Origin of the sequence: Sphingomonas sp. Leaf22 (assembly GCF_001421715.1) — a bacterium.
Taxonomy (GTDB): domain Bacteria; phylum Pseudomonadota; class Alphaproteobacteria; order Sphingomonadales; family Sphingomonadaceae; genus Sphingomonas.
In genome coordinates, this window is sequence record NZ_LMKP01000045.1 from 88,618 (window position 1) to 112,111 (window position 23,494).

Annotated in this window: 20 protein-coding genes; 6 read left to right on the forward strand and 14 right to left on the reverse strand. The window is 66.6% G+C overall.

The annotated features are described in order from the left end of the window. Positions 1 to 13 precede the first annotated feature (13 nt). Positions 14 to 289, reverse strand: coding sequence for a metal/formaldehyde-sensitive transcriptional repressor (locus ASE70_RS18720; protein ID WP_056397367.1), 276 nt, complete (start codon positions 287 to 289; stop codon positions 14 to 16). Between the two features lie 101 nt (positions 290 to 390). Between ASE70_RS18720 and ASE70_RS18725 the strand changes: the two genes are divergently transcribed. Next, the gene (locus ASE70_RS18725; RefSeq protein ID WP_082438869.1) at positions 391 to 582 is read left to right on the forward strand and encodes a DUF1289 domain-containing protein; all 192 of its coding nucleotides are present in this window, start codon (positions 391 to 393) and stop codon (positions 580 to 582) included. After that, positions 582 to 932, forward strand: a complete 351-nt coding sequence (locus ASE70_RS18730) for a DUF3147 family protein (RefSeq protein WP_056397359.1) — start codon at positions 582 to 584, stop codon at positions 930 to 932. Before ASE70_RS18725 ends, ASE70_RS18730 begins: the two co-directional genes overlap by 1 nt. Before the next feature lie 136 nt (positions 933 to 1,068). Here ASE70_RS18730 and ASE70_RS18735 read toward each other — a convergent pair whose 3' ends face one another. Together ASE70_RS18735 and ASE70_RS18740 are read right to left on the reverse strand one after the other, a co-directional pair. Continuing rightward, entirely contained in the window at positions 1,069 to 1,509 is a 441-nt protein-coding gene (locus ASE70_RS18735; protein ID WP_056508012.1) for a MucR family transcriptional regulator, read from the reverse strand. Between the two features lie 83 nt (positions 1,510 to 1,592). After that, on the reverse strand, positions 1,593 to 1,775 hold the full coding sequence (locus ASE70_RS18740) for a hypothetical protein (protein ID WP_056397353.1): 183 nt from the start codon (positions 1,773 to 1,775) through the stop codon (positions 1,593 to 1,595). A gap of 497 nt (positions 1,776 to 2,272) precedes the next feature. Here ASE70_RS18740 and ASE70_RS18745 point away from each other — a divergent pair, with 497 nt between their 5' ends. After that, on the forward strand, positions 2,273 to 3,544 hold the full coding sequence (locus ASE70_RS18745) for a glycoside hydrolase family 5 protein (RefSeq protein ID WP_056508014.1): 1,272 nt from the start codon (positions 2,273 to 2,275) through the stop codon (positions 3,542 to 3,544). Next, positions 3,544 to 5,139, forward strand: a complete 1,596-nt coding sequence (locus ASE70_RS18750) for a GH39 family glycosyl hydrolase (protein ID WP_235520069.1) — start codon at positions 3,544 to 3,546, stop codon at positions 5,137 to 5,139. The genes ASE70_RS18745 and ASE70_RS18750 overlap by 1 nt, the downstream gene beginning before the upstream one ends. A 71-nt stretch (positions 5,140 to 5,210) precedes the next feature. On the opposite strand, the gene ASE70_RS18755 is transcribed toward ASE70_RS18750, so the two are convergent. Both ASE70_RS18755 and ASE70_RS18760 read right to left on the reverse strand, forming a co-directional pair. Beyond that, positions 5,211 to 5,762, reverse strand: coding sequence for a phosphoribosyltransferase (locus ASE70_RS18755; protein WP_055998110.1), 552 nt, complete (start codon positions 5,760 to 5,762; stop codon positions 5,211 to 5,213). A 300-nt stretch (positions 5,763 to 6,062) separates the two neighbouring features. Next, positions 6,063 to 7,076: an adenosine deaminase gene (locus ASE70_RS18760; protein ID WP_056508016.1), complete on the reverse strand. Its 1,014-nt coding sequence runs from the start codon at positions 7,074 to 7,076 to the stop codon at positions 6,063 to 6,065. 197 nt (positions 7,077 to 7,273) lie between these two features. Here ASE70_RS18760 and ASE70_RS18765 point away from each other — a divergent pair, with 197 nt between their 5' ends. Beyond that, positions 7,274 to 8,716, forward strand: coding sequence for a nucleobase:cation symporter-2 family protein (locus ASE70_RS18765; protein ID WP_200925687.1), 1,443 nt, complete (start codon positions 7,274 to 7,276; stop codon positions 8,714 to 8,716). Between the two features lie 3 nt (positions 8,717 to 8,719). On the opposite strand, the gene ASE70_RS18770 is transcribed toward ASE70_RS18765, so the two are convergent. The 3 genes from ASE70_RS18770 to ASE70_RS18780 are packed head-to-tail and all read right to left on the reverse strand — an operon-like array spanning position 8,720 to position 13,741. Then, positions 8,720 to 10,078 (reverse strand): 8-oxoguanine deaminase, encoded by a 1,359-nt coding sequence (locus tag ASE70_RS18770; protein ID WP_056508018.1) that lies wholly within the window; start codon positions 10,076 to 10,078, stop codon positions 8,720 to 8,722. A 10-nt stretch (positions 10,079 to 10,088) separates the two neighbouring features. Then, positions 10,089 to 11,192 (reverse strand): purine nucleoside permease, encoded by a 1,104-nt coding sequence (locus ASE70_RS18775; RefSeq protein WP_082451147.1) that lies wholly within the window; start codon positions 11,190 to 11,192, stop codon positions 10,089 to 10,091. A gap of 56 nt (positions 11,193 to 11,248) precedes the next feature. Beyond that, positions 11,249 to 13,741, reverse strand: a complete 2,493-nt coding sequence (locus tag ASE70_RS18780; RefSeq protein WP_082451148.1) for a TonB-dependent siderophore receptor — start codon at positions 13,739 to 13,741, stop codon at positions 11,249 to 11,251. A 228-nt stretch (positions 13,742 to 13,969) separates the two neighbouring features. Between ASE70_RS18780 and ASE70_RS18785 the strand changes: the two genes are divergently transcribed. Next, positions 13,970 to 14,887 carry a LysR family transcriptional regulator gene (locus ASE70_RS18785; protein ID WP_056508020.1) on the forward strand — a complete coding sequence of 306 codons (918 nt, stop codon included), beginning with the start codon at positions 13,970 to 13,972 and terminating at the stop codon, positions 14,885 to 14,887. A 93-nt stretch (positions 14,888 to 14,980) separates the two neighbouring features. Here the strand turns inward: ASE70_RS18785 and ASE70_RS18790 are convergent, their stop codons facing one another. The 6 genes from ASE70_RS18790 to ASE70_RS18815 are packed head-to-tail and all read right to left on the reverse strand — an operon-like array spanning position 14,981 to position 23,389. Beyond that, complete coding sequence (locus ASE70_RS18790) at positions 14,981 to 16,078, reverse strand: nucleoside hydrolase (RefSeq protein ID WP_056508022.1); 1,098 nt, start codon at positions 16,076 to 16,078, stop codon at positions 14,981 to 14,983. Then, positions 16,078 to 17,367, reverse strand: coding sequence for a guanine deaminase (guaD, locus tag ASE70_RS18795; RefSeq protein WP_056508024.1), 1,290 nt, complete (start codon positions 17,365 to 17,367; stop codon positions 16,078 to 16,080). Before guaD ends, ASE70_RS18790 begins: the two co-directional genes overlap by 1 nt. Next, a complete protein-coding gene (gene xdhC, locus ASE70_RS18800) occupies positions 17,364 to 18,314 on the reverse strand; it encodes a xanthine dehydrogenase accessory protein XdhC (protein ID WP_056508026.1) in 951 nt (316 codons plus the stop codon). The genes guaD and xdhC overlap by 4 nt, the downstream gene beginning before the upstream one ends. Further along, positions 18,311 to 20,623, reverse strand: a complete 2,313-nt coding sequence (gene xdhB / locus ASE70_RS18805; protein WP_056508030.1) for a xanthine dehydrogenase molybdopterin binding subunit — start codon at positions 20,621 to 20,623, stop codon at positions 18,311 to 18,313. The genes xdhC and xdhB overlap by 4 nt, the downstream gene beginning before the upstream one ends. Next, on the reverse strand, positions 20,623 to 22,029 hold the full coding sequence (gene xdhA / locus ASE70_RS18810) for a xanthine dehydrogenase small subunit (protein ID WP_056508032.1): 1,407 nt from the start codon (positions 22,027 to 22,029) through the stop codon (positions 20,623 to 20,625). The genes xdhB and xdhA overlap by 1 nt, the downstream gene beginning before the upstream one ends. A 4-nt stretch (positions 22,030 to 22,033) precedes the next feature. Then, complete coding sequence (locus ASE70_RS18815; RefSeq protein ID WP_056508034.1) at positions 22,034 to 23,389, reverse strand: NCS2 family permease; 1,356 nt, start codon at positions 23,387 to 23,389, stop codon at positions 22,034 to 22,036. Positions 23,390 to 23,494: the final 105 nt, after the last annotated feature.

A 23,494-nucleotide genomic window follows, 5' to 3' on the forward strand; every position in this document is an offset into this window, starting at 1 on the left:
GCGGTCGGCCCCTTCACTTGGCGTACCGGCGGATGACGGTCATCAGGTCGTCGGCACCCTTGCGGCGTTCCTCAGCCGACAGCCGGTCGTCGGCGACATGCGCCTCTAAGTGTTCGACGATGATCTCGTCGAGCAGGCCGTTCACCGCGCCGCGTACGGCGGCAACAAGGTGGAGAACTTCCGCACAGTCGGCGTCGGTTTCCAGTTTCCGTTCGACCGCGTTGACCTGCCCCGCGATCCGCTTCACGCGGGCGAGCAGCGCCTCGCGATGATCGTTGATATGCGCCATTTTCTTTCCTCACGCGGCCGGTCGGGCAGGGCACAGCTTCTCGCTGGTGCCAACGGGCCGTATAGTATAGGGGGATACCCTATGCAACGGGATGGATGTTGATGCGCTCGCCTTGTGTCGAACTCTGCGGTTTCGATGCCCGTACCGGTTGGTGTCGGGGGTGTGGACGTACGCGCGACGAAGTCCGGCGCTGGCGCAATCTGCGGCCGGGCGATGCCCGTCGGGTCGCGAGCGATCTGCCGCATCGTCTGACGAAGCTGGCGTCGCGTATTGGCGAGGAGGATGCGCGCTGATGTTCTACCTTGTCGTCAAGGCGCTGGTGTCGGGTATCCTGATCGCGGCTGCATCCGAAGTGGCGAAGCGGTTTCCGGGCTTCGGCGCGCTGATCGCCTCGCTGCCGCTGGTGTCGGTGCTCGGCATGATCTGGCTGTGGCGCGACAAGCCCGATGCCGAGAACATGGCCGCGCATGCCGGGGCGACCTTCTGGTACGTCCTCCCGTCGCTGCCGATGTTCCTGCTCATCCCCGCGCTTTTGCGGGCGGGGTTGCCGTTCTGGCTGGCGCTGACCCTGGGGTGCATCCTGACGATCGTGCTCTACTCGGCGATGACCGTGCTGGCACCGCGGTTCGGGCTGCGCCTGTGATGTGGGGGGCATTCCCGCCGTGGTTCCCCGTTCGCGACTGCCGTCCTCGCCGGACGGATCACGCAGCCACCACGGCGGAGTAGCTAAGCCTCGTATCTGCAGCGGCGCGGATGCGCCGTTGCAGACAGGGCTGTCTCTATTCTTCGCTTGCGGCCGCGCCGCGCGGCTTGCGACCGAGGCCGATCGTCTTGGCCATCGCCCGACGGCTTTCGCTGTAGGTCGGCGCGACCATCGGATAGTCGGCCTTCAGATTGTATCGCTTGCGATATTCGTCCGCGGTCAGGCCGTTGCTCGAAAGATGGCGACGCAGCGTACGATAGGGCTTTCCGTCGATCATCGACAGGATGTGGTCCGGCGAAGCAAGCGATTTGCGCACCGACACTGCCGGCACATATTCCTCGTTCTCGTTCCGCGTTTCCGCGACGGCGGTCTCGGGCGCGTCGAGCTTCGTCAACGTGTCGTGCATCGCCTGAAGGAATGCCGGTACGTCGGTCGTGGTCACGCGCGTATTGGAATTGCCGAGCCACGCTATCGTCAGTTCGGTTGCGAGTTCGATCGTGTTCGTTACTTCGGTCATTCGGTTACATCCGGTACTATTGTTATGTTTACATTAGATCGAAATGATACGGATTCAATATCTACACCTGTATCCGGATCGGATTAAAGGCTGATCCCTCGTTTCATCATTTCGAATTTGGCGATTTCCTTGAGCGGATTGTCCGCCTTCGCATCGAAGATATCGGCAAGATCGAGAAGGTCGTCATTGTCGAGCGCCACGATCGCAGCTTCGATGGCGACGACACGCTGCTCGGTCCGTTCGCTTTTTTCAGCGATCCGCTTCATTCTGGTTCTCAGCATATTGCATGTCCTATGCGGCCGTTTTGCCATATCGTCCAGTGCAATACGACCTCCGCCAGGCTTGTTCCCGCAATCGATCTTGATTCGTAGCGGGTGCCGCTGTCGTTAGTCGGGATTACGGCCGATCGATCGACGCGTCATACTGTCGGAGGCCGCTTCGCCGAATATTGGGAACGGCGTTTTTCTGCCCGGATTGCGCCGCTATTAACCGCGATCGACGTTGCGTCGGTCGTCGGCGACCGACAATGCTTTCCTTCGACCACAATTCTGTCGGCCATTCGGATGGTACAAGGGTGAGGCTTTTGTCGAAAGGTCTTGCGCGATGGTCGTCCGACCGCGAAGCGAGAGGCGCCGAACGCCATCTTGCCCGCATGGTCCCGTTCGCCGATAGTCAGGACGTCGCGGCGCGACGGGTCGGGGCTAACAATTCGGCTCCCGCCGTATGAACAAACGCCTTATAAACAAACATTGTCAGGAAGAGGATGACCGATATCGTGCAGCATTCGTGGCTTTCACCGCGTACCGGTTGGAACGCCGGCCTCGCCGTGTTCGCGATCGGGCTGATTACCGGCTGTTCCGGCACCGGCAATGCGTCGGGAAGCGTGTCGGCCCCGCCAACCGCGACGGTCACGCCGGGCCCGATACCCACACCGGTCGCGACGCCGTCACCGACACCGGTCGCGACGTCGTCACCGACGATGACCGCGACGCAGTTCGCCGCGCGGATGGTGCCCGGCTGGAACCTCGGTAACTCGCTGGAGGCGATCGGTGGTGCGCCCGCCCCGACGACCGTCTCGCAGGAGACGGCATGGGGCAATCCGGTCGTGTCGCAGGCGCTGTTGAACGCGGTCGCAGCGGCGGGTTTCAAGAGCATTCGCGTGCCCGTTTCGTGGAAACAATATGCCGACGCCAACGACCGGATCGGGGCGGCATGGTTCGACCCCGTCGCGCAGGTGGTCGATCAGGCGCGTCAGGCCGGGCTGATCGTCATTATCAACGTCCATTGGGACGGGGGCTGGCTGCAACCGACCTATGCCGATCAGGCGGCAGCCAATGCGCGGCTCAAGACCTTCTGGACGCAGATCGCGACCCGGTTCCGCGATCAGGACGACCGCCTGTTGTTCGCGGGTACCAACGAAGTCATGGTCAAGGACAATTACAACGCGCCAACCGCCGAACATTGCGCCGTACAGAATGGTTTCAACAAGGTCTTCGTCGACGCGGTGCGCGCGACCGGCGGCGGCAATGCCAGCCGCTATCTGATCGTGCAGGGCTATAATACCAACATCGACCACACCATCGCGTGCAACGCCACGCTGCCTACCGACAGCGTTGTCGGACGGATGATGATGGAGGTGCATTATTACGACCCCTATGATTTCGCGCTGAACGAGAAGAGCGCGATCTGGCAATGGGGCGCGGGCGCGACCGACCCGAAGGCCGTTCAGGCGTGGGGGAACGAAGAGGGGGTCGATGCGGCGTTCCGGAAGGTGAAGGTGACCTTCGCCGACCGGGGCATTCCCGTCATTCTGGGCGAATATGGCGCGATCGCCAAGACGAAGTATGATCCGGCCGGCAAGTACCGGGCCGCATGGGACCGTTATGTCACCCGGTCGGCGGTGCAGCACGGCATGGTCCCGATCTATTGGGACAATGGTCCGACCGGCAATCACACCCTCGGCCTGTTCGATCGCGCGGCGGCCCGCGTGGTCCATGCCGATATCGTCGAGGCCATCGTGCAGGCAGCGAAATGATGACCGTTCCGACGGGCGGTTTCCTGCGACGCGCGATGCTCGCCCCGGCGATGGCGTTGGGGCTGATCGTGACGCCGGCGAGCAGCGTCCCGGGGACGGCGCAACGTGCGGCGGCGCGCGCGATCGTTATCGACGTGCGCGGGGACACCACACCGCGCGATCGCATGGCGCAGATGTCGATCGGGTCCGACTTCCCCGGCACGCTGATCCGCGAGGACAGTCTGGCGCAGTTGGCGACGGTGCAGAAGGAGCTGCGGTTCCGCTACATCCGCTTCCATCACGTCTTTGCCGACGAACTGGGTACCTATCGCGAGCAGAATGGCAGGCCGGTCCATGACTGGACCCGGCTGGACCATCTCTACGACCGTCTGCTCGGCATGGGGCTGAAACCGTTCGTCGAACTGGGCTTCACGCCCGATGCCATGAAACAGTCGGATCAGACCATCTTCTACTGGAAGGGCAACACCTCGCATCCGCAGCCCGAAAAGTGGACGGCGCTGGTCGATGCGTTCGTGCGGCATATGATCGCGCGCTACGGCCAACAGGAAGTCCGCAGCTGGTATTTCGAATTCTGGAACGAGCCCAATCTGGCCGGTTTCTGGGAAAAGGGCGACCAGCAGGCCTATTTCGACTATTATGGCCGCACCGCGCGGACGATCAAGGCGATCGACCCCGCGCTACGTGTCGGCGGACCGTCGACCGCGGGTGCCGCGTGGGTGCCCGAATTCCTACGCTATGTGGAGCGCGAGAAGCTCCCGATCGATTTCGTCACGACGCATACCTATGGCGTCGAAGGCGGGTTCCTCGATGAAAAGGGCGAAGGCGACAACAAGCTGTCGCGCAACCCCGACGCGATCGTCAACGACGTCCGCAAGGTGCGCGGGGAGATCGACGCGACGCGCTATGCCGGCCTGCCGCTGTTCTTCACCGAATGGAGCACCAGCTACAACCCGCGCGATCCGATCCACGACGATTACATGGGTGCCGCCTATATCCTGTCCAAACTGCGCCGGACCGAGGGTCTGGTGCAGGGCATGAGCTATTGGACCTATAGCGATCTGTTCGAGGAGCCCGGGCCACAGCGCAAGCCGTTCGAGGGCGGCTTCGGGCTGATGAACCCGCAGGGCATTCGCAAGGCGGCGTGGTTCGCGTACAAATATCTGGCGGAACTGGGCGACCGGGAACTCCGGACGGGTGACGAGGCGAGCATCGCGACGTTGCGGGGCAACGCGTTGCAGGTGCTGGCGTGGCGCGACGTGCTGCCCGATCAAAACGTCAGCAACCGGCCGTTCTTCACCAAAATCCGCCCGCCGGCCGCCGCACCGGACCTGACGATTCAGGCGCGCGGGTTGAAGCCGGGGTCCTATCGCCTGTCGGTGCGGCGAACCGGATATGAACGCAACGACGCCTATACCCGCTATCTTCAGATGGGCAGCCCGACGAAATTGACGTCGGCGCAACTCGGCGCGCTGCAATCGCTGACGAAGGACACCGCCGTGGTCCGTAGCATCGCCGTCGGGCGCGACGGCGTCGCGCGCGTCGATCTACCGATGCACGATCACGACGTCGTGATGATCGAACTGACCAGATCGTAACGCGCTTCGACGGGAGGGCGGGCGGACAGGCCCCGGCATCGTCCCTTCGTCGCGCCCGATACGGCTGACGGTCAGCGCAGGATGACGTCGGCTCCGTGTTTGTGCGCGCGAATTTCCGCTTCGCTCAGGCCGTTGATCTCGTGCGGGAAGATCAGCCAGTCGTTGGTCTCATGGACGTAATAGTCGGGCTTCAGGTCGGTCACGTTGCGCGATGGTTTGAAATAGACGGTCGCGACCTTCACTTCGTCCGGGATGTTGTTGCGGCAGCGTTCTTTCAGCTCCTTCAGCACCGCACGGATCGATCGGCCGGAATCGAAGACGTCATCGATCAGCAGCAGGCGATCCTCGGGGTTGAGGACGTCGATCAGATAGCCGAGGCCGTAGATGCGGACCTGCGGGTCCTGCCGGTCGATGCCGGTATAGGAGGTGGTGCGGATCGCGATGTGATCGCTCTGGATACCGCGATATTCCAGCAGTTCCTGCACCGCGATGCCCACCGGCGCGCCCCCGCGCCAGATGCCGACGATATGGGTCGGCCGGAACCCCGAATCGAAGACGAGATTGGCGAGGCGAAAGGAATCCTCAAGCAGGCGATCGGCGGACAGATAGACTTTGGTGACCACAAGACTTCCAGTATCGTTGCACGGTTGGCGCGCGCGAAAAATCCGTCCGAAACGCCGCGATCATATTGTCGGCCGTCCGCCGAAAGCGCAAGCGACCCGGTAGTTGCGAGACCTTTGCGAAGGTCGCAAACGTGGCCGAGACCTCGCCGTACCCCCGCGCAGGCGGGGGTCCAGAGCAAAGCAGAACAACGGCTTGTGCCTGGAACCCTGGACCCCCGCCTGCGCGGGGGTACGGCAGGGGGGCGGGATCGGTACTTCCGCAGAGGTTTCGCATTTGCAGAGACGCAGGAAGGAACCTGCCTAGTCGGCGGTCCGGGCAAAGGCGTCGAGGCTGGCGAGGTGGCCGGCGATCGCGGCATCGTCCATGAACGACCCGAGAAAGCTGTTGCGCGCCAGCGTCACGAGGTCCGCACGGGAGAGTTGCCGGGACCCGGCGACGGCGCGGTAGTTCGCGGCGACATAGCCGCCGAAATAGGCCGGATCATCCGAATTGATCGTCGCGCGCAGCCCGAGGGCGAGCATCCGGTCGATCGGATGATCCGCCATGTCCTTCACCACGCACAATTTGTGGTTGGATAGCGGGCAGACGGTCAGCGTCATCGCTTCGCGGGCGAGGCGGGCGGTCAGCAGCGGGTCTTCGAGCGCGCGATTGCCATGGTCGAGACGGTCGATCCGCAACAGGTCGAGCGCTTCATGGACATAAGCGGGCGGCCCTTCCTCGCCGGCATGGGCCACGCGCTTGAGACCGGCATCGCCGGCCGCCGCAAACACCCGCGCGAATTTCGACGGCGGATGGCCGACTTCCGAGGAATCGAGCCCGACGCCATCGATGCGGTCGAGCCACTTCTCCGCCTGCGCGAACGTGGCGAAGGCGGCGTCCTCGTCGAGGTGACGCAGGAAGCACAGGATCAGCTTCGACGTCAGGCCATGGCGTTCCTGCGCGCGGGTCATGCCGGCGAGCAGTCCCTCCATCACCACGTCGAACGGGATACCGCGATCGGTATGGGTTTGCGGATCGAAGAAGATTTCGGAATGCACCACGCCATCAGCCGCCGCCCGGTCGAAATAGGCGACCGCGAGGTCGTGGAAATCCTCGGCGGTGTGCAAGACGTCGGCACCGGCATAATAGATGTCGAGAAAGTCCTGCAGGTTGGAAAAGGCATAGGCGGCGCGGACCTCGTCCACCGAACGGAACGGGATGTCGACGTGGTTCCGCCGGGCAAGGTCGAACATCAGTTCCGGTTCGAGACTGCCCTCGATATGCAGATGCAGTTCGGCCTTGGGCAGGGCGGTGATGAAATCGTCATCGGTCATGCGGGCAGGCTCCATCGATTGCGCATCGTGGCGCGATGTTGCCCACCATGCGCAATCGCCGCCGCCGGCGATAGCCTCCCGACCCCAAATTCTGCCGGCGATCGGCCGGATGCGGCACCCCGGCGGCGAGCGATGCCTTTTCTCGATCGCTTCGTGCCAGAAACGGCGCTGGTGGCGGGCGGTTCGATGTCGATACCATGACCGTCATCGATCAGTGGACGGAGACCCACCCCATGCAATCGGCGACGACGGAGTTGCCCCTCGCGGGGAAAGGGCTGGCCGATGCGGCGTTCGTGCCGGCGGATGACCGGATGGCGGACGGCGTCGACGCGGTATTGCCCGCCCGGCGGCTGGTGCCGCTGGCGCTCCAGCACGTGCTGGTCATGTATGCCGGGGCGGTCGCCGTGCCGCTGGTGGTCGGTCGCGCGCTCGACCTGCCGCCCGCGCAATTGGGGCTGCTCATCAGCGCCGATCTGGTCGCCTGCGGCTTTGCCACGTTGATCCAGACGCTGGGCTTGCCCAGGGTCGGCATCCGCCTGCCGATCGTGATGGGGGTGACCTTTGCGTCGATCAGCCCGATGCTGGCGATGATCGCCACCGGCCATGCCGAAGGATCGCCGCCCGAGACGGTGCTGCGCGGTATCTACGGGGCGGTCATCATCGCCGGGCTGTTCGGGTTCCTGATCGCGCCGTTCGTCGGCCGGGTGTCGCGCCTGTTTCCGCCGGCGGTGACCGGGACGGTGATCCTGTCGATCGGATTGAGCCTGATGCGGGTCGGGATCAACTGGACGGCGGGCGGACAGCCGACCGATCCCGGATATGGCGCACCGGCGCATCTGCTGCTCGCGCTGCTGACGCTCGGCGTCGTGCTGTGCCTGATGCGGTTCGGGCATGGCCTGTTGCGCAGCGGTGCGGTGCTCGTCGGGACGGTCGCGGGGACGGCCGTTGCCGGGGCGATGGGGCATGTCGATCTGACGCCGGTCCGCGATGCGCCATGGTTCGCGCTGGTGCGTCCGTTCCAGTTCGGATGGCCGACCTTCGAAGTACCGGCGTCGATCGCGATGTGCCTCGTCATGATGACGGTGATGATCGAATCCTTCGGCATGTTCATGGCGGCGGGGCAGATGGTCGGGCGGCCGGTCGATCGCGGGCAGATGGTGCGCGGGCTGCGCGGCGACGCGGCGGGCACGCTGCTGGGCGGGGTGTTCAATACCTTTCCCTACACCTCGTTCGCGCAGAATATCGGGCTGTTGAGCATCACCGGCGTGCGGTCGCGCTTCGTTTGTGCAGGGGCGGGGGTCATCCTGCTCGCGCTCGGGCTATGCCCGAAGCTGGCGGCGCTGGTCGCGGCGGTGCCCTTGCCGGTGCTGGGCGGCGCGGCGCTGGTCATGTTCGGGATGATCGCGGCGACCGGCATTCGCATTCTGGGGTCGGTCGATCTGACCTTCGAACGGCTGGTCACCGTCGCGGTATCGATCGCCGTCGGGTTGATCCCGGTCTTGTCCGACCGGTTCTTTCAGGCGATGCCGACCGCGCTCGCGCCGTTGCTGCATTCGGGCATCGTGCTGGCGTCGATCAGCGCGGTCGGGCTCAATGCCTTTTTCAGCGGGCGGTCGAGTAGCGACGATCCGATGGCGTGACGATCAGGTGGCGCGGAGCCGCGCGATCGACCGGCGCGCGTCGGCGAGGATCGCGGACAGCGGCGCGCTGCGCAATTCGCCACCCGCTACGATGGTCCGCCCCTCGACGATCAGGTCGCGGACGCCGGCGGGCGGGCAGAGCACCAGCCCGGCCACCATGTCCCACGCGCCGGTATTCGACGCGCTCGCCACGTCCCACACCGCCAGATCCGCGCGCCGGCCGACGGTCAGTGCGCCGCAGTCGTCGCGTCCGAGCATCTCCGCCCCGCCGCGCGTCGCGAGCCGCAGCGCGGCGCGTGGGCATAAAGCGTCGGCACCGCCGACGACGCGCTGGAGCAGCAGCGCCTGCCGCGCCTCCTGCAACAGATTTCCGCTGTCGTTGGAGGCCGATCCGTCGACGCCCAGTCCCAGCGGCACGCCCGCCGCCAGCATCCGCTGTATCGGCGCGATCCCCGCGCCCAGTCGACAGTTCGAGCAGGGGCAGTGCGCGACACCGGTGCCGGTCGCGGCGAACAGCGCGATCTCGTCGGCGTCGAGCTTGACGCCGTGCGCCATCCACACGTCCGGCCCGGTCCAGCCCAGCCGTTCGGCATAGACGCCCGGCCGGCAGCCGAACCGTTCGAGCGAGAAGGCGACGTCGTCATCGTCCTCCGCCAGGTGGGTGTGCAGCATCACGCCCTTGTCGCGCGCGAGCAGTGCCGCGTCGCGCATCAGCCCCTCGCTGACCGAAAAGGGCGAACAGGGCGCGACGCCGATGCGGACCATCGCGCCGGGGGCCGGGTCGTGGAACCGGTCGATCACGCGGATGGTGTCTGCAAGGATCGCGGGTTCGCGCTCGACCATCGCGTCGGGCGGCAGGCCGCCGGCGCTTTCGCCGACGCTCATGCTGCCGCGGGTGGGATGGAAGCGCAGCCCGATATCGTCGGCGGCGGCGATCGTGTCGTCGAGGGTGACGCCGTTCGGGAAGAGGTAGAGATGGTCGCTGCTGAGCGTGCAGCCCGACAGCGCCAGTTCGGCGAGGCCCAGCCGGGTCGCGGCATGGACGTCGTCGGGGCGATAGCGCGCCCAGATCGGGTAGAGCCGTCGCAGCCAGCCGAACAGCGACGCATTGGTCGCGCCGGGCACCGCGCGGGTCAGCGACTGGAACAGGTGATGGTGCGTGTTGACCAGTCCCGGCGTGACGACGCAGTCGCGCGCGTCGATCGTCCGGTCGGCGCGCTGTCGTAGCGGTGCCAGATCGGCGGTCGCGCCGATGGCGGTGATGACCCCGTCCTGCCACGCGACCGCGCCGTCGGCGATCTCGCGACCGTCATCGTCCATGGTGACGAGCATGGCGGCCGAATGCAGGACGGTCAGGGTCATGTCGGTAGCGTCATTTGGGCGGCGTCTTGCCGTAGCGATCCCAATGGGCGAGCAATTCGGTCACCACCTTGTCGCCGACGCGGTACAGGCTTTCGACCGATGCGTTGAGACCGGCATAGCCTTCATTCTCGCGCAGCAGATAGTCGGCCGCGGTGACGCCGGGCGGCGGCAGGGTATAGTTGCTGCCGGTGCGCAGGACGAGGACGCGATCCTTGTCGACCCGCCCGATCCGCGACAGATACTCGATCGCCTGCAGCGTCCCGGTTTCCTCCATCGCGCTGGTCACGAACTGCCCCTTGGCTCCCGTGAAATAGCGGGTGTGGTCGTTGGCCCAGCGATTGAGCAGGCTCCCATGCCAGAAGGTCATCGCCGAGAACTGGTCGCCGATCAGCACGAAGGGCGGCTTTCGCGCATTGGGATGGTCGGTATAGCGCGCGCGTTCGCGGGCGATGCCCGGATCGTCGGGCAACGCCACGTCGCGGGTCAGCCGATAGGCCCACTCGGTCAGGTCGGGGTTGAGCGCGAAAACCTCACCGCCATCGGTACGCGGCGGAGCGGGATCGTCCGGCCCCTTGCGATCGAGCGGGAAATAGCCGCTTTTCCAGTCCTTGGGAATTTCGCGCGCGTCGATCTCGTGCGCCAGATCGCCGTCGACGACATAGCGCGCCCATGCCGCCGAACCGATCGAGGCATCCTCCGGATCGATGCCGGCGATGCCCGCGACCAGCCAATAGGCACGCGACAGGTCGAGCCGGGTGTCGAGCCCGAGCGCGGTGATCGCCGCCGCCGACCGTACCGATCCGACCCCGGTGACGACGCCCAGTATCTGCGTGTCCGGGTTGTAATACAGGTCGTGAAAGCCGTGGGGGAAGGGGATGCGCTGGTGCAGATTGCGCCGCGTTTTCCACAACTGGAACTCGCCGGCGGTGTCGCCTTCGTCCTTGCCGATTTCGAACATGGTCACGACGACCATCCGCACCGGCAGTGGCCGGGCGCATGGGGCGGCGATGGCGCAGAGCGGCGCGGTGACGGGGGGCTGCGCGGCGGGCGCGGCCGGTGCGGGCAAAGCGGGCGCGGCCGCAGCAAGCAACAGGCCGGTGACGAAAGCGTGCATGATCGATACTCCGGCGGGCGGGGAGGGGGCGTTCGGCCCCCTCCCCGGAAACGCCATCAGAATTTATAGACGGCGGACGCGAGGAAGCTGCGCGGACGTTCCGGCAGGACGATGGTGCTGCCGAACAATTCGGTGAAGTTCGCGCGGAAATAGCGGGCATTGGTCGCGTTCTTGACGACCCCGCGGAACAGCCACGGGCCGGTCTGGTACGAACTCGACAGGTCGAGCAGCGTATAGCCGGGCAGGCGCACTGCCTGCGACTGACCCGAAAATACCGAATCGACCTTCACCAGACTGCCGCTGAACGACAGGCCGTTGTCGAAGCCATAGGTCGCCGTCGCCGAATAGAGATTGGCGGGAATGCCGGCGCGGCGCGCGTCGCTGCGGCTGTTGATCGGGACCAGCCCGATCGGTTGCCCGCCCAGATGGAGCGTCGGGTTGGTGACGTTGACCAGATCGTCGATGCCGAAGAAACTGAACAGCGATCCGTTTTCCAGCCCGGTCAGGTTGACCACTTCGGTATGGGTATAGGCGGCGGTGATGAGGAGATGACGGTCGACCGCCCAGCGCGTCTCCGCTTCCACGCCCTTCGTCTCGACCGCCTGGTTGACGGTGATCGACTGGATGTTGAAGTCGGTCCGGTTCTGTTTGTAGACCGACAGCGCCGCATACAGCGTATCGTTCAGCCAGCTCCCCTTCACGCCGCCTTCATAAAGGCGCGAGGTGGACATGAACGCCGATGCCACCGCCTCGGGCAGGACTTCGGCACCCTGGCCGACAACGATCGTCGATTGCTGCGACGCGGTTGCATAGGGGATGATGCCGAATGGCAGCTTGTACGATGCGCTCGCGGTCCACGACCAGCCATCGTCGCTGCCTTTTGCCGAATTCAGGGTCGGCACCCGGTCCATCACCGCCGCGTCGTAGCGCGACGATGCGTCGACCTTGTCATAGCGTCCGCCCAGCAGCAGATCGAGCCCGAAGGTGAAGTCGAGGTCGAACAGCCCGGCGATGCCATAGTCGGTGGTGTGGCCAAAGACCCGGTCGGTATAGCCGCAATTGCATTCGTTCGCGAGCAGCCGGTTCGATGTCGGGGTATAGCCTTGGGTCAGGTCGACCCGGTGGAAATATTCAAAGTCGAAATCGTCGCCATAGTCGAAATTGACGTAGCGGATCGACGGCGACACCTGTGCCGAGAATTTGCCGACGCTCGTCTCGATCGATTTGGCGACCACGATCTTGTCTTCGATGACGTAGGATTTTACCCGCTGGGAAAAGCCGTAATCATTGTTGTTGATGTTCTGCGTATTGTCGAAGAACAGCTGGTTCTTGACCGTCAGATTGTCGGCACCATCGTAGGTGACGTCGTAATAGAGCGTCGTCTGCTTGTTGGTCAGCTTGTCGTTCACGCCGGTCAGCACGTCGCGGCGGCTGAGCTTGGTGGTGCCGGTGTTGACGAGGTTGAGCTGCGGATAGGTCTGGGTGAAGCAGGCGTCGGTAAAGCCGCTGGCGAACGGGCTGAAACTGCTGTTCGGGCAGGTAAAGTTGCCGAAGACCGACAGGCCGCCGGGGATCGACGCGTTGATTTCCCCCTGCGAAATCTGGCCGTCGCCGCTGGTGTCGAGCGGCTTGGCGGTGCCGGTGATGTAGGTGCCGTCATCGACCAGCTGCTGGGTCAGGCGGTTCCAGCCTCCATTTTGCTGCCCTTTGAAATTCTGATACTGGCCGCCGAATTCGATGCGGATGCGGTCGGTCAGCTGATGGTCGAACGAGCCCTGCAAAATCGTCTGCTTCGTCGACATGTTGCGGTAATAGCTGCCCGAATCCTCGATCTCTGCATACAGGCTGTAGCCGAGATCGGCACCGAGGATGCGGGCGGGGCCGCGCACTTCGGCGCGCAGATTGTTGCGGTCCCAGCTGCCGCCGGTGTAGCTGACCTCACCGCGCGGCGCGCCGAGCAACGCGCCGCCCGCGACCCGCGCCGATTTCGGCACGAAGTTCAGGTAACCGCCGGTCTTGGACGGGCCATAGATGGGCGAGGCGGGGCCGCGGACGATATCGATCCGGTCGGCGGCGGCGATCGGCGTCGGATAGTTGCCGGCATTGTCGAGCCGGCGGACGCCGCGGAAATAGGTTTCGCCCGGCGTGCCGCGAATGTCGAGCGCGCCGCCGACCCCGAAGAACGAGTTGGTGAAGGTGCCGGGCGACTGCGCGACCAGATCGTAGATGTCGGTGATGCCGAAGCGTTCGATCTGTTCGTCGCTGATCGTCGAGGCGGAGCGCGGCGTTTCGACCAGCGTCTTGTCGAACCCGAAGACCGATCCGACGTCCTTGACCGGCAGCGCGTTCAGCGATCCGGTGACGACGATCTCGTTGCCGTCCTGCGGCTCCGCCTCGGCAGAAGTCGCGGTTGCCGCTATTTCCTGCGCCTGTGCCGGTGCGGCGAGAGCCGTCCCGCACAGCAGCGACAGGAGCAGCGCGGCCCCGGTGCGACGCGTCGATTTCGGATCGTTCCCGACGATGGATACCGAACGAGCAAGCATGGTCATGGTCAGCCCCCCTGTGACGTCCGATCGGTTCCCCCGGACCGGTCCGTCGCTGTTGTTCCCCGCCTCTCCCGGCATGTGCGCGGCGTTGTCCGCCGTCGTCGCCAGCCCGTTTCGAACGGGCAGCCAGACGGCGTCCGCGTCACAATTCTGACTTCATAATTGACGTACGGGGGGCGATCGTTGCATTCAAACGCAATGATGACGACGATCCGTTGCAAAAATTAGCGCATGCCAGCCCTATCGCGGTTCATCCGGTATTTCATGGCGGTGGGGCGGCTCGGGTCGATCCGGCGCGCCGCCGATGAACTGTCGGTATCGGCGTCGGCGATCGATCGGCAGATCCTGAATGCCGAAGCGCGGCTGGGCGTGCAGTTGTTCGAACGCCTGCCGACCGGGCTCCGGCTGACGGCGGCGGGCGAGGTCATGATGTCGGCGGGCGGTCGCTGGCAAAAGCAGCTGGGCGACACGCTGTCGCAGATCGAGGATCTGCGCGGGCTGAAGCGCGGCCATGTCGACATCGCGGTGATCGATGCGCTTGCAAAAGGGTATATGCCCGCCGCGATCCATGCGATCCAGCAAAGCCATCCCGGCATCACCATCGGCGTACAGGTGCTGGGCAACGAGCAGGTGCGCCGTGCCATCGCCGCCAACGACGTCGATTTCGGTATCCTGTTCGACCCGCAATCCTATCGCGAGCTGACGGTGCGCGCCTTTGTCGATGTCGTGCTGGGGGTCGTCTCGCCGCCCGACCATCCGCTGGCGCAGCGGTCGGACGTCCGCTTCTCCGACTGCGACGGCGAGTCCGTGATCCTGCCTGCCGCCCCGCTGGCGGTGCATCAGCAGGTCGACGTGCTGCAGGCGACGTCGGGCGTCTCGCTCCACCGCCGGGTGACGTCCGACAATATTCAGATGATCGCCTCGCTGATCCAGGAGGGGGGCAGCGTGGGCATCCTCACCTCGCTGGACGTGTCGACCGAGGTTCGTGCCGGCACGCTGGCCTTCACCCGCATCGTCGACAAGGTGCTGCGACCGATGACGCTGGCGCTGTGCACCGCGACCGCACGCACCCCGTCCTATGCCGCCACGATGGTGTTGCGCGAGATCGAGGCGGGGTTCACCCAGTTCGCCTATATTCCGCCGGCGTAGGGCCGAGCGACGTTCGGTAAGGTTTCGACTACTCCCCTCCCTGACAAGGGAGGGGAGTAGCAAGCGACCGGGTCCGATGAAGGTCGATCGGTCCTATCGCGCCGCCGGACGGGCGAGCAATCGCAGCATCATCGCCTCCAGACGGGCGGGGTCGATCGTGCGGATCACTTCGGCGCGCTGTTCGCCGATACCCGGTTGATAGCCGGCGCTCCACGACAGCATGTCGCCGTAATTCGGCCCGAACTGCGTGTCGTAATCGACGAAGGCGGTGTCGTGCGCGGTGACGATGGTCGGGTCGAGCCAGACCCCGGCGGCGATTTCGTCCCACAGCGGAAAGCCGGGTTCGAGCGCGGCGATCCACGCGGCGACGGCGGGCGGCGACACGCCCCGCAGCCGGGCGATCAGCGCGGGCGTCAGCTCGGTCGCGGTCGACGGATCGGCCGGGATGATCGTGATGCGCCGCCACGGGCTGCGCGAGACGATGCTGGCCGCTTCGGGATCGAAGCGCGCGTTGAATTCGCGGCGCGGTGAGTGGAGGAATTCGCGGGCGAACTGGCTCGCCGAAACGCTGTCGCGCACCTGCCGGGGGTTCAGGCTGCCGCCCATATAGACCAGCTCCTTCGCAAGGCCGGCAAAGGCGGGGTCGAGCCGCTGGGCCAGCGCGAGGTTGGTGAGCGGCCCCATGGCGATGATCGTCACCTGTCCCGGATGCTCCCGCACCATCCGCAACAGGAAATTGGCGGCGATTTCGGGAGAGGGGCGGGTGGTCGGATTGCCGCCGGGCAGGTCGACCGGATCGTCGGCGCGGTAATAGGGCGGGGTGCTTTGCCGGGTCGGCTCGACCCATTGCCGCATCCATGCACCTTTCCATGTCAGCTTGCCGTACAGGCTTTCCCAACGCTGCGTCAGCACCTCGGAATTGACCAGCGGATAGGTCGCGCCCTGCATGACCGGGACGGTCCGCCCCATCCGCTCGACGCCCTTCAGCGCCATCGCCGTCGCGCGATTGGCCCAGACGTTGCCGGTCACGGTCGTGATGCCGAGGACCTCGACATCGGGGGCATCGAGCAGCATCGCATGGGCGAGGCCGAAGCCTTCGTCGTCGATGATGACGAGGCGGCGCGCCGGTTGCGCCTGCGCGGGCATCGCCGCCGCCAGCAGAAGGATCAGGCCCCACCAGAATTGGCGCATCAACCTGTCCCCCGATCCCAGGCGCATTCGCCCATTACATAGGTCCGTCGCACGGTGCGGTCGTCGCCCAGCACCTGCATCGCGAACAGCCGCGCCGCGAGATCGGCCCCGGCGGTCCGCCGCGCGAGCAGCGGCGTGCCGGCGTCGTCGAGCACGACGAAATCGGCCTCCTGTCCCGGCAGCAGCGCGCCGACCCGGTCGGCGATGCCGAGCAGCGCCGCGCTGCCCCCGGTCGCCAGATAGAGGGCGCGGAACGGATCAAGCCGCATCTCGCGGGCGAGCGCGGCCTGATAGGCGACGCCGGCGGTGTGCAGCATCGAAAAGGATGTGCCCGCGCCGATATCGCTGCCAAGACCCAGCCGCATCCGGTGCGCGTCGGCCTGTCCGAAATCGAAGAAGCCCGATCCGAGGAAGAGATTGGAGGTCGGGCAGACTGCGATCCCCGCGCCGGTTTCGGCGATCCGCGCGCAGCTGCGATCGGTCAGGTGGATGCCGTGCGCGAACACCGACCGGGGACCGACCAGCCTGAACCGGTCATAGACGTCGAGATAGTCGTGCGCCGCGGGGAAGCGTTCGGCGACGGCGGCGCACTCATATCTGTTTTCGGCGAGATGGGTGTGCAGCAGAACATCCGGGTTGGCGTCCAGCACGGCGGCGGCCTGTCGCAACTGTTCGTCGGACGAGGTCAGCGCGAAGCGTGGCGTCACCGCATAGCCGAGCCGCCCGCGCCCGCGCCACCGCCGGATCAGCGCCTCGCTGTCGGCGCGCGCCGCTTCGGGCGTGTCGCGCAGGCCGTCGGGGCCGAGGTCCATCAGTACCTTGCCCGACACGATCCGCATCCGCCGGTCGAGCGCCGCGTCGAACAGCGCGTCGACCGATCCGGGATGGACGGTCGGGAACACCAATGCACTGGTGGTGCCGTTGCGCAGCAACTCGGTCAGGAACGCATCGGCGACGGCGGCGGCGCGCACCGGATCGGCAAAGGCCATTTCGGCGGGGAAGATATGGCGTTCGAGCCAGTCGAGCAGCTGTTCGCCGTGCGAGGCGATCCGGTCCATCTGCGGATAATGGACATGCGCGTCAACGAAGCCGGGGACGATGATGCCGGGCAGGCGTTCGACCGGCAGGCCGGCGAAGCGCGATGCCAGGGCCGCATGATCGCCACGGGCGACGACCAGCCCGTTTTCGACCACCAGCAACCCATCGGGTTCGTGCCGGATCGCGCCGGGATCGTCACGGGGATCGGCCGAAACCGACAGCAGTTCGGCGCGGAAGAGGCGGAGGGTCATGGATATTCCGGCGTGATGCGCGCGTCGGCGGTGCCGAGCGTGAGAAGCTGGGCAAGGAGCGACAGGGCGATAACGTCCGGTTCCTTGCCGGGGATCGTGGTTAGCCCGATCGGACAGGTGAGCCGCGCGCGGGCGTCGGTCGATATCCCTTCGCGGGTCAGCCGGGCGAGAAACCGGGCACGCTTGGTCGCCGATCCGATCAGCCCGACATAGGCGAGCGGGGGACGCCGCAGCGCGGCGCTGGTCAGCGCATAGTCGAGCGCGTGGTCGTGCGTCAGGATCACGACCGCCGCGTCGTCCGGCGCGTCGGACAGGCAGGTCGGCAGGCGATTCGCGTCGACGATCGTCACGCCCGGTGTATCGGCCAGCTCCGCTCGGCTGTCGAACCATGCGAGCCGCAGCGGCAGGCCGGCGGTCCGGCGGGCGATCGCCTGTCCGACATGGCCGGCCCCGAACAGATAGAGCGGCCGCTGCCACGCGCCGGGCCGTTCGGACCATGTCGCGCCCGCCGCAGGACGCTCGCCACGGGCCGATAGCGGGACGATCGCCGCCGTCGGATCGGGCGCGCGCGCAATGTTTCCGACGTGCAGCGTCGTGGTCATCGTCGTGCCGGTCGCCGCCGCATCGATCCAGTCGCGCGCCGCGGGATCGACCCGCTCGATCAGCAGTCGCACCCGCCCGCCACAACATTGGCCGAGCAGCGGGCCGAGCGGATAATCCTGCACCCGCCAGCTGCCCGGCGGATAAGCGAGGATCGCACGTGCCTGCTCGATCGCCTGATGCTCCAGCGCGCCGCCGCCGATCGTGTCGAACGAGGCCGCTGCGTCGACCGCCATCCGCGTGCCCGCACCGCGCGGGGCCGATCCTTCGGTGGCGAGGATGGTGACCAGCGCGACTGGTTCCTGCGGCGCGGCAAGGCGCAGGCGCGTGATCCAGTCGCCGGTCATGCGCAATGCGCGGCGATCGCGCGCAGGATCGCCTCGGGCGTGGCGGGCGCGTCGAGCGGGGGAAAGGCGCGCCGATCGGGGACGGTCGCCGCCACCGCTTCGCCCAGCGCCGACAGGACGCACTGGGCCAGCATGAACGGCGGTTCGCCGACCGCCTTCGACCGGTTGATCGTCGGTTCGACATTCTCCCCGTCCCACAGCGCGATCGACAGGCGGTCGGGACGGTCGGCGGCGGTCGGGATCTTGTAGGTCGCGGGCGAATGGGTCAGCAACCGGCCGTCGTCGGCGAACACCAGTTCTTCGGTCGTCAGCCAGCCCTGTCCCTGTACGAACCCGCCCTCGATCTGCCCCAGATCGATCGCGGGGTTGAGCGACCGGCCGACGTCGTGGAGGATGTCGACTGCCAGCACGCGATGCTCGCCGGTCAGCGTGTCGACCACCACTTCGGCACAGGCCGCGCCATAGGCGAAATAGTAAAAGGGGCGGCCGCGATGGGCGGCGCGGTCATAGGCGATGTGCGGCGTGGCATAGAAGCCGGTCGACGACAGCGACACGCGCGCCAGATGCGCCTTGCGACACAGGGTGGCGAAGGGGATCGTCTCGACCCCCGCGACGATCCCCGCCGCGGTGAAGCGCACGGTGTCGGGTTCGCAGCTGCCGATCGATGCGGCGACCCCCGCCAGCCGGTCGCGGATCGTGCGCGCGGCCTCGAACGCCGCCATGCCGTTCAGGTCCGCCCCCGACGAGGCGGCGGTGGCGGAGGTGTTGGGCACCTTGTCGGTGCGCGTCGCGGTGATGCGGATGGCGCTGGCGGAAACGGCGAACACGTCGGCCACGACCTGCGCGACCTTGATATACAGGCCCTGCCCCATTTCGGTGCCGCCATGGTTCACCTGAATACTGCCATCGGCATAGACGTGCACCAGCGCACCTGCCTGATTGAGATGGGTCGTCGTGAAGCTGATCCCGAATTTGACCGGGGCGAGCGCGATCCCCTTTTTCAGCACGCGGTGGCGCGCGTTGAAGCCGTGGACGGCGGCGCGGCGCGCGTCATAGTCGCTGTCGCGGCGCAGGCGGGCGATCAGCGCGGGCGCGATATTGTCGGTGATCGTCATGCCATAGGGCGTGACGTCGCGCCCCGGCCCGTACAGATTGGCGATGCGCACGTCGATCGGGTCGCGCGCCAGCGATGCGGCGACGACATCAACGACGCGTTCGATCGCCAGCATCCCCTGCGGCCCGCCGAAACCGCGAAAGGCGGTGGCCGAGACGGTGTTGGTCTTCAGCCGTTCGGACACGATCTCGACTGCCGGCAGCCAATAGCTGTTGTCGGCATGGAACATGGCGCGATCGTTGATCGCCGGCGACAAGTCGACCGTCGCGCCGCACCGCGACGCGAGCCGCAGGCTGAGGGCGAGAATATGGCCGTCATCGTCGAAGCCGACATCATAGTCGACGTTGAAGTCGTGGCGCTTGCCGGTCAGCACGATGTCGTCGTCGCGGTCGCAGCAGAATTTGGCGGGGCGGCCGGTTTTGGCCGCGACCAGCGCGGCGGCGGCGGCGAAGGGCGCGGCCTGTGTCTCCTTGCCGCCGAACGCGCCGCCCATGCGGCGGACCTCGACCGTCACATCCGCCGACGTGACGCCGAGCAGATCGGCGACCAGATGCTGCACTTCGCTGGGATGCTGGGTCGAGCTGGCGATATGGACCTGTCCGTCCTCGCCCGGTCGGGCGAGCGCGATCTGGCCCTCCAGATAGAAATGATCCTGTCCGCCCATCGCGAAGCTGCCCGAGCGACGATGCGGTGCGGTGTCGAGCGCGGCGGCGGCATCGCCGCGCGCCATGCGCTGGGTTGGTTCGATCGACGACGCGGCGGCGCGGGCGTCGGCGATGGTCAGCAGCGCGGGGCGGGGGGCGTATTCGATCTTGCCGAGCCTGGCCGCTCGCCGCGCCGCACCCCGGCTGGTCGCCGCCACCAGAAACACCGGCTGGCCGCGATACAGCACCTCACCATCGGCGAGCAGCCGGTCGTCATGTGCGACCGGGCTGACGTCGTTGTGGCCCGGTATGTCCGCGGCGGTGAAGACCGCGACGACGCCGGGCGCGGCGCGCACCGCCGACAGGTCGATCGTGACGATCGCGGCATGGGTCTCGGTCGACTGGCCGAAGGCGAGGTGCAGCAGGTCGGTAGACTCGGGTTCATCGTCGATGTAGCGCGCGGTCCCGGTGACGTGCAGCAGCGCGCTGTCATGCGGCAGTGACGGCTTCACGTCCGATCGGACCGGGGGCGGCGCGGCACGTTCGGCCATCACAACACCGCCCGGACCGACACCGGTTCACCCTGTTCGCGGTGCCACAGACGCCACAGCAGATTGCCGGCGGCTTCCTGTCGATAGGCGGCGCTACCGCGGACATCGGTCAGCGGCGCGAAATCCTCGCGCAGCGCCGCGACGGCGCGGGCGATGGTGGCGTCGGCGAAGGGCGCACCGGTCAACGTCGCCTCGCACGCCGGGGCGCGGCGCGGGGTCGCGGCCATCCCGCCAAACGCAACCAGCGCCTCGGCGATGATCCCATCGCGCAACGTCAGATGGAACGCGCCGCAGACCGCCGAAATATCGCTGTCGAACCGGCGCGACAGCTTGGCGATGTGGACGATCGCGTCGGGGGCGGGGCGGGGGATGTGGATGCGCTCGACGAACTCGCCGGCCGCGCGGTCCTGTTTGCCATAAGCGAGGAAATAATCCTCCAGCGCCAGCGTCCGCCGCTGGTCGCCCCGGCGCAGGACCAGCGTCGCGCCGAGCGCGATCAGCGCTGGCGGACCGTCGCCGATCGGCGAGCCATTGGCGATATTGCCGCCGATCGTGCCCGCGTTGCGCACCTGCAACCCGCCGATCCGCCGTACCAACTCGCCGAGATCGGGATGGAGGCGGGCAAGCACGTCATGCGCTTCCGCATAGCGGACCGCCGCGCCCAGCGTGACCCCGGCGGCATCTTCGGTGATCGTGCGCAGTTCGGGCACGTCGCCGATGAACACCGGCACGTCGATGTCGCGCAGTCCCTTCGTCACCCACAGCCCGACGTCGGTGGCCCCGGCGATCAGCCGGGCATGGGGGTGTTCGATCAGCAGCGCGGCGAGATCGTCGGTCGATCGCGGGGCGAACCATGTCGGCCGCGCTTCCGGTGCATCCATCGCCGCAAGACCGCGCAGTGCCACGGCCAGTTGCCGGTCGTCGCGATCGATCTGCGGCACCGCACGCGCGGCGTCGAGGATCGGGCCATAGCCGGTACACCGGCACAGATTGCCCGCGATCACATCGGCGACGGGCAGGTCGTGCCCCGCCGCCCCGACGGCGCGACCATACAGCGACATCACGAAGCCCGGCGTGCAGAAGCCGCATTGCGAGCTGCCGTTGCGCGCCATGCACGACTGGAGCGCGGTCGGCGCGCCGCCCTGCGACAGGCTCTCGACGGTCAGCACCGCCTTGCCGTGGATCATCGGCAGGAACAGGATGCAGGCATTGACCGCGCGCCACGCGACGCCGTCGTCGACCGGCTCCCCGACCAGCACGGTGCAGGCCCCGCAATCGCCCTCGGCACAGCCTTCCTTCGTTCCGGTACGGCGCAGGCGATAGCGCAGGTGATCGAGCAGCGTCGCGGTCGGGGCGGCATCGACGATCTCGACGATCGTATCGTCGAGGAGGAAGCGGACCGTCATCGTTCTACGCCGCCCCCATCCATGCGAAGCGCGCGACGAAGAGCGCGGCGAGCAGGAACAGGAACCAGTCGGCGCGCGTCGCCTGTCCGCGCATCGCCTTCAGCACGGCATGGGCGGTGATGCCGAACGCCAGCCCGTTGGCGATGGAGAAGGTCAGCGGAATCATCGCCACGGTCAGGAATGCCGGGATCGCCGCCAGCGGATCGTCCCACTGCACCTCGACCAGCGGCAGCAGCATCAGGCCGCCGACGACGATCAGCGCCGGTGCGGTCGCGGCCAGCGGCACCAGTTGCGCGTACGGGGCGACGAACATGGTCAGCAGGAACAGGATGCCGGTGACGACCGCGGTCAGACCGGTGCGCCCGCCCGCCTGTACGCCCGCCGCGCTCTCGACATAGCTGGTGACGGTGCTGGTACCCGCCACCGCGCCGACCATGGTCGCCACGGCATCGGTCAGCAGGATGCGGTTCAGCCGGGGAATGCGGCCGCCCGCGTCGATCAGCCCGGCGCGCTTGGTCACCGCGACCAGCGTGCCGATATTGTCGAACAGGTCGACGAACAGGAACACGAACAGGATTTCGAACAGGCCGAGCCCGTGCCGCCCCCCTGCGCCGAACACGCCGGCCAGATCGATCTGAAACGCGGTCTGGGTGAGCATGGTCAGGCTATAGGGTTCGGGGGCCATGGTGACCTGCCCGGCCATCCACGCGACGGCGGTCGTAATGACGATCCCGATCAGCATCGCGCCGCGCACGTTCCAGACGCTCAGCACCGCAATCACCAGCAGGCCGAGCAGGCCGAGCAGCGCGCCCGGCGCGGTCAGCGGGCCGAGCGCGACGAGGGTCGCGGGGCTGGCGACGACGATGCCGGCGTTGCGAAGCCCGATAAAGCCGATGAACAGGCCGATCCCGCCCGCCACCGCCGCGAACAGATGCGGCGGAATGACCGAGACGATGAGCTGTCGCACACCGGTAAGCGTCAGGATAAGAAAGCAGAAGCCCGAAATGAACACGCAGCCGAGCGCGACCGGCCACGCTATGCCCATCTGCTGCACGACGGTGAAGCTGAAATAGGCGTTCAGCCCCATGCCCGGCGCGAGGGCCAGCGGCACGTTGGCGACCGTCCCCATCAGGATCGAGGCGAAGGCGGCGGCGAAGCAGGTGGCAGCGGCGACCGCCGCCACCGGCATCCCGGCCTGTCCGAGGATCGCCGGATTGACCAGCACGATATAGGCCATGGTCAGGAAGGTGGTGGTGCCCGCCAGCACTTCGGTCCGGACCGAGGTCCCGCGTCCGGTCAGGTCGAACCGGCGCTCCAACATGGTCGCTGCCGGTGTTTCCGTCGCTACCGTCTGTGTCATATCATTCCCCGACCGCCCTGCGCCTGTCATGCCAGCGGGTAGCCGCCCGATCTACATCAATGATCGGCATTCCGCGTTGCAAAAATGAGCGCACCATCCAGCTCG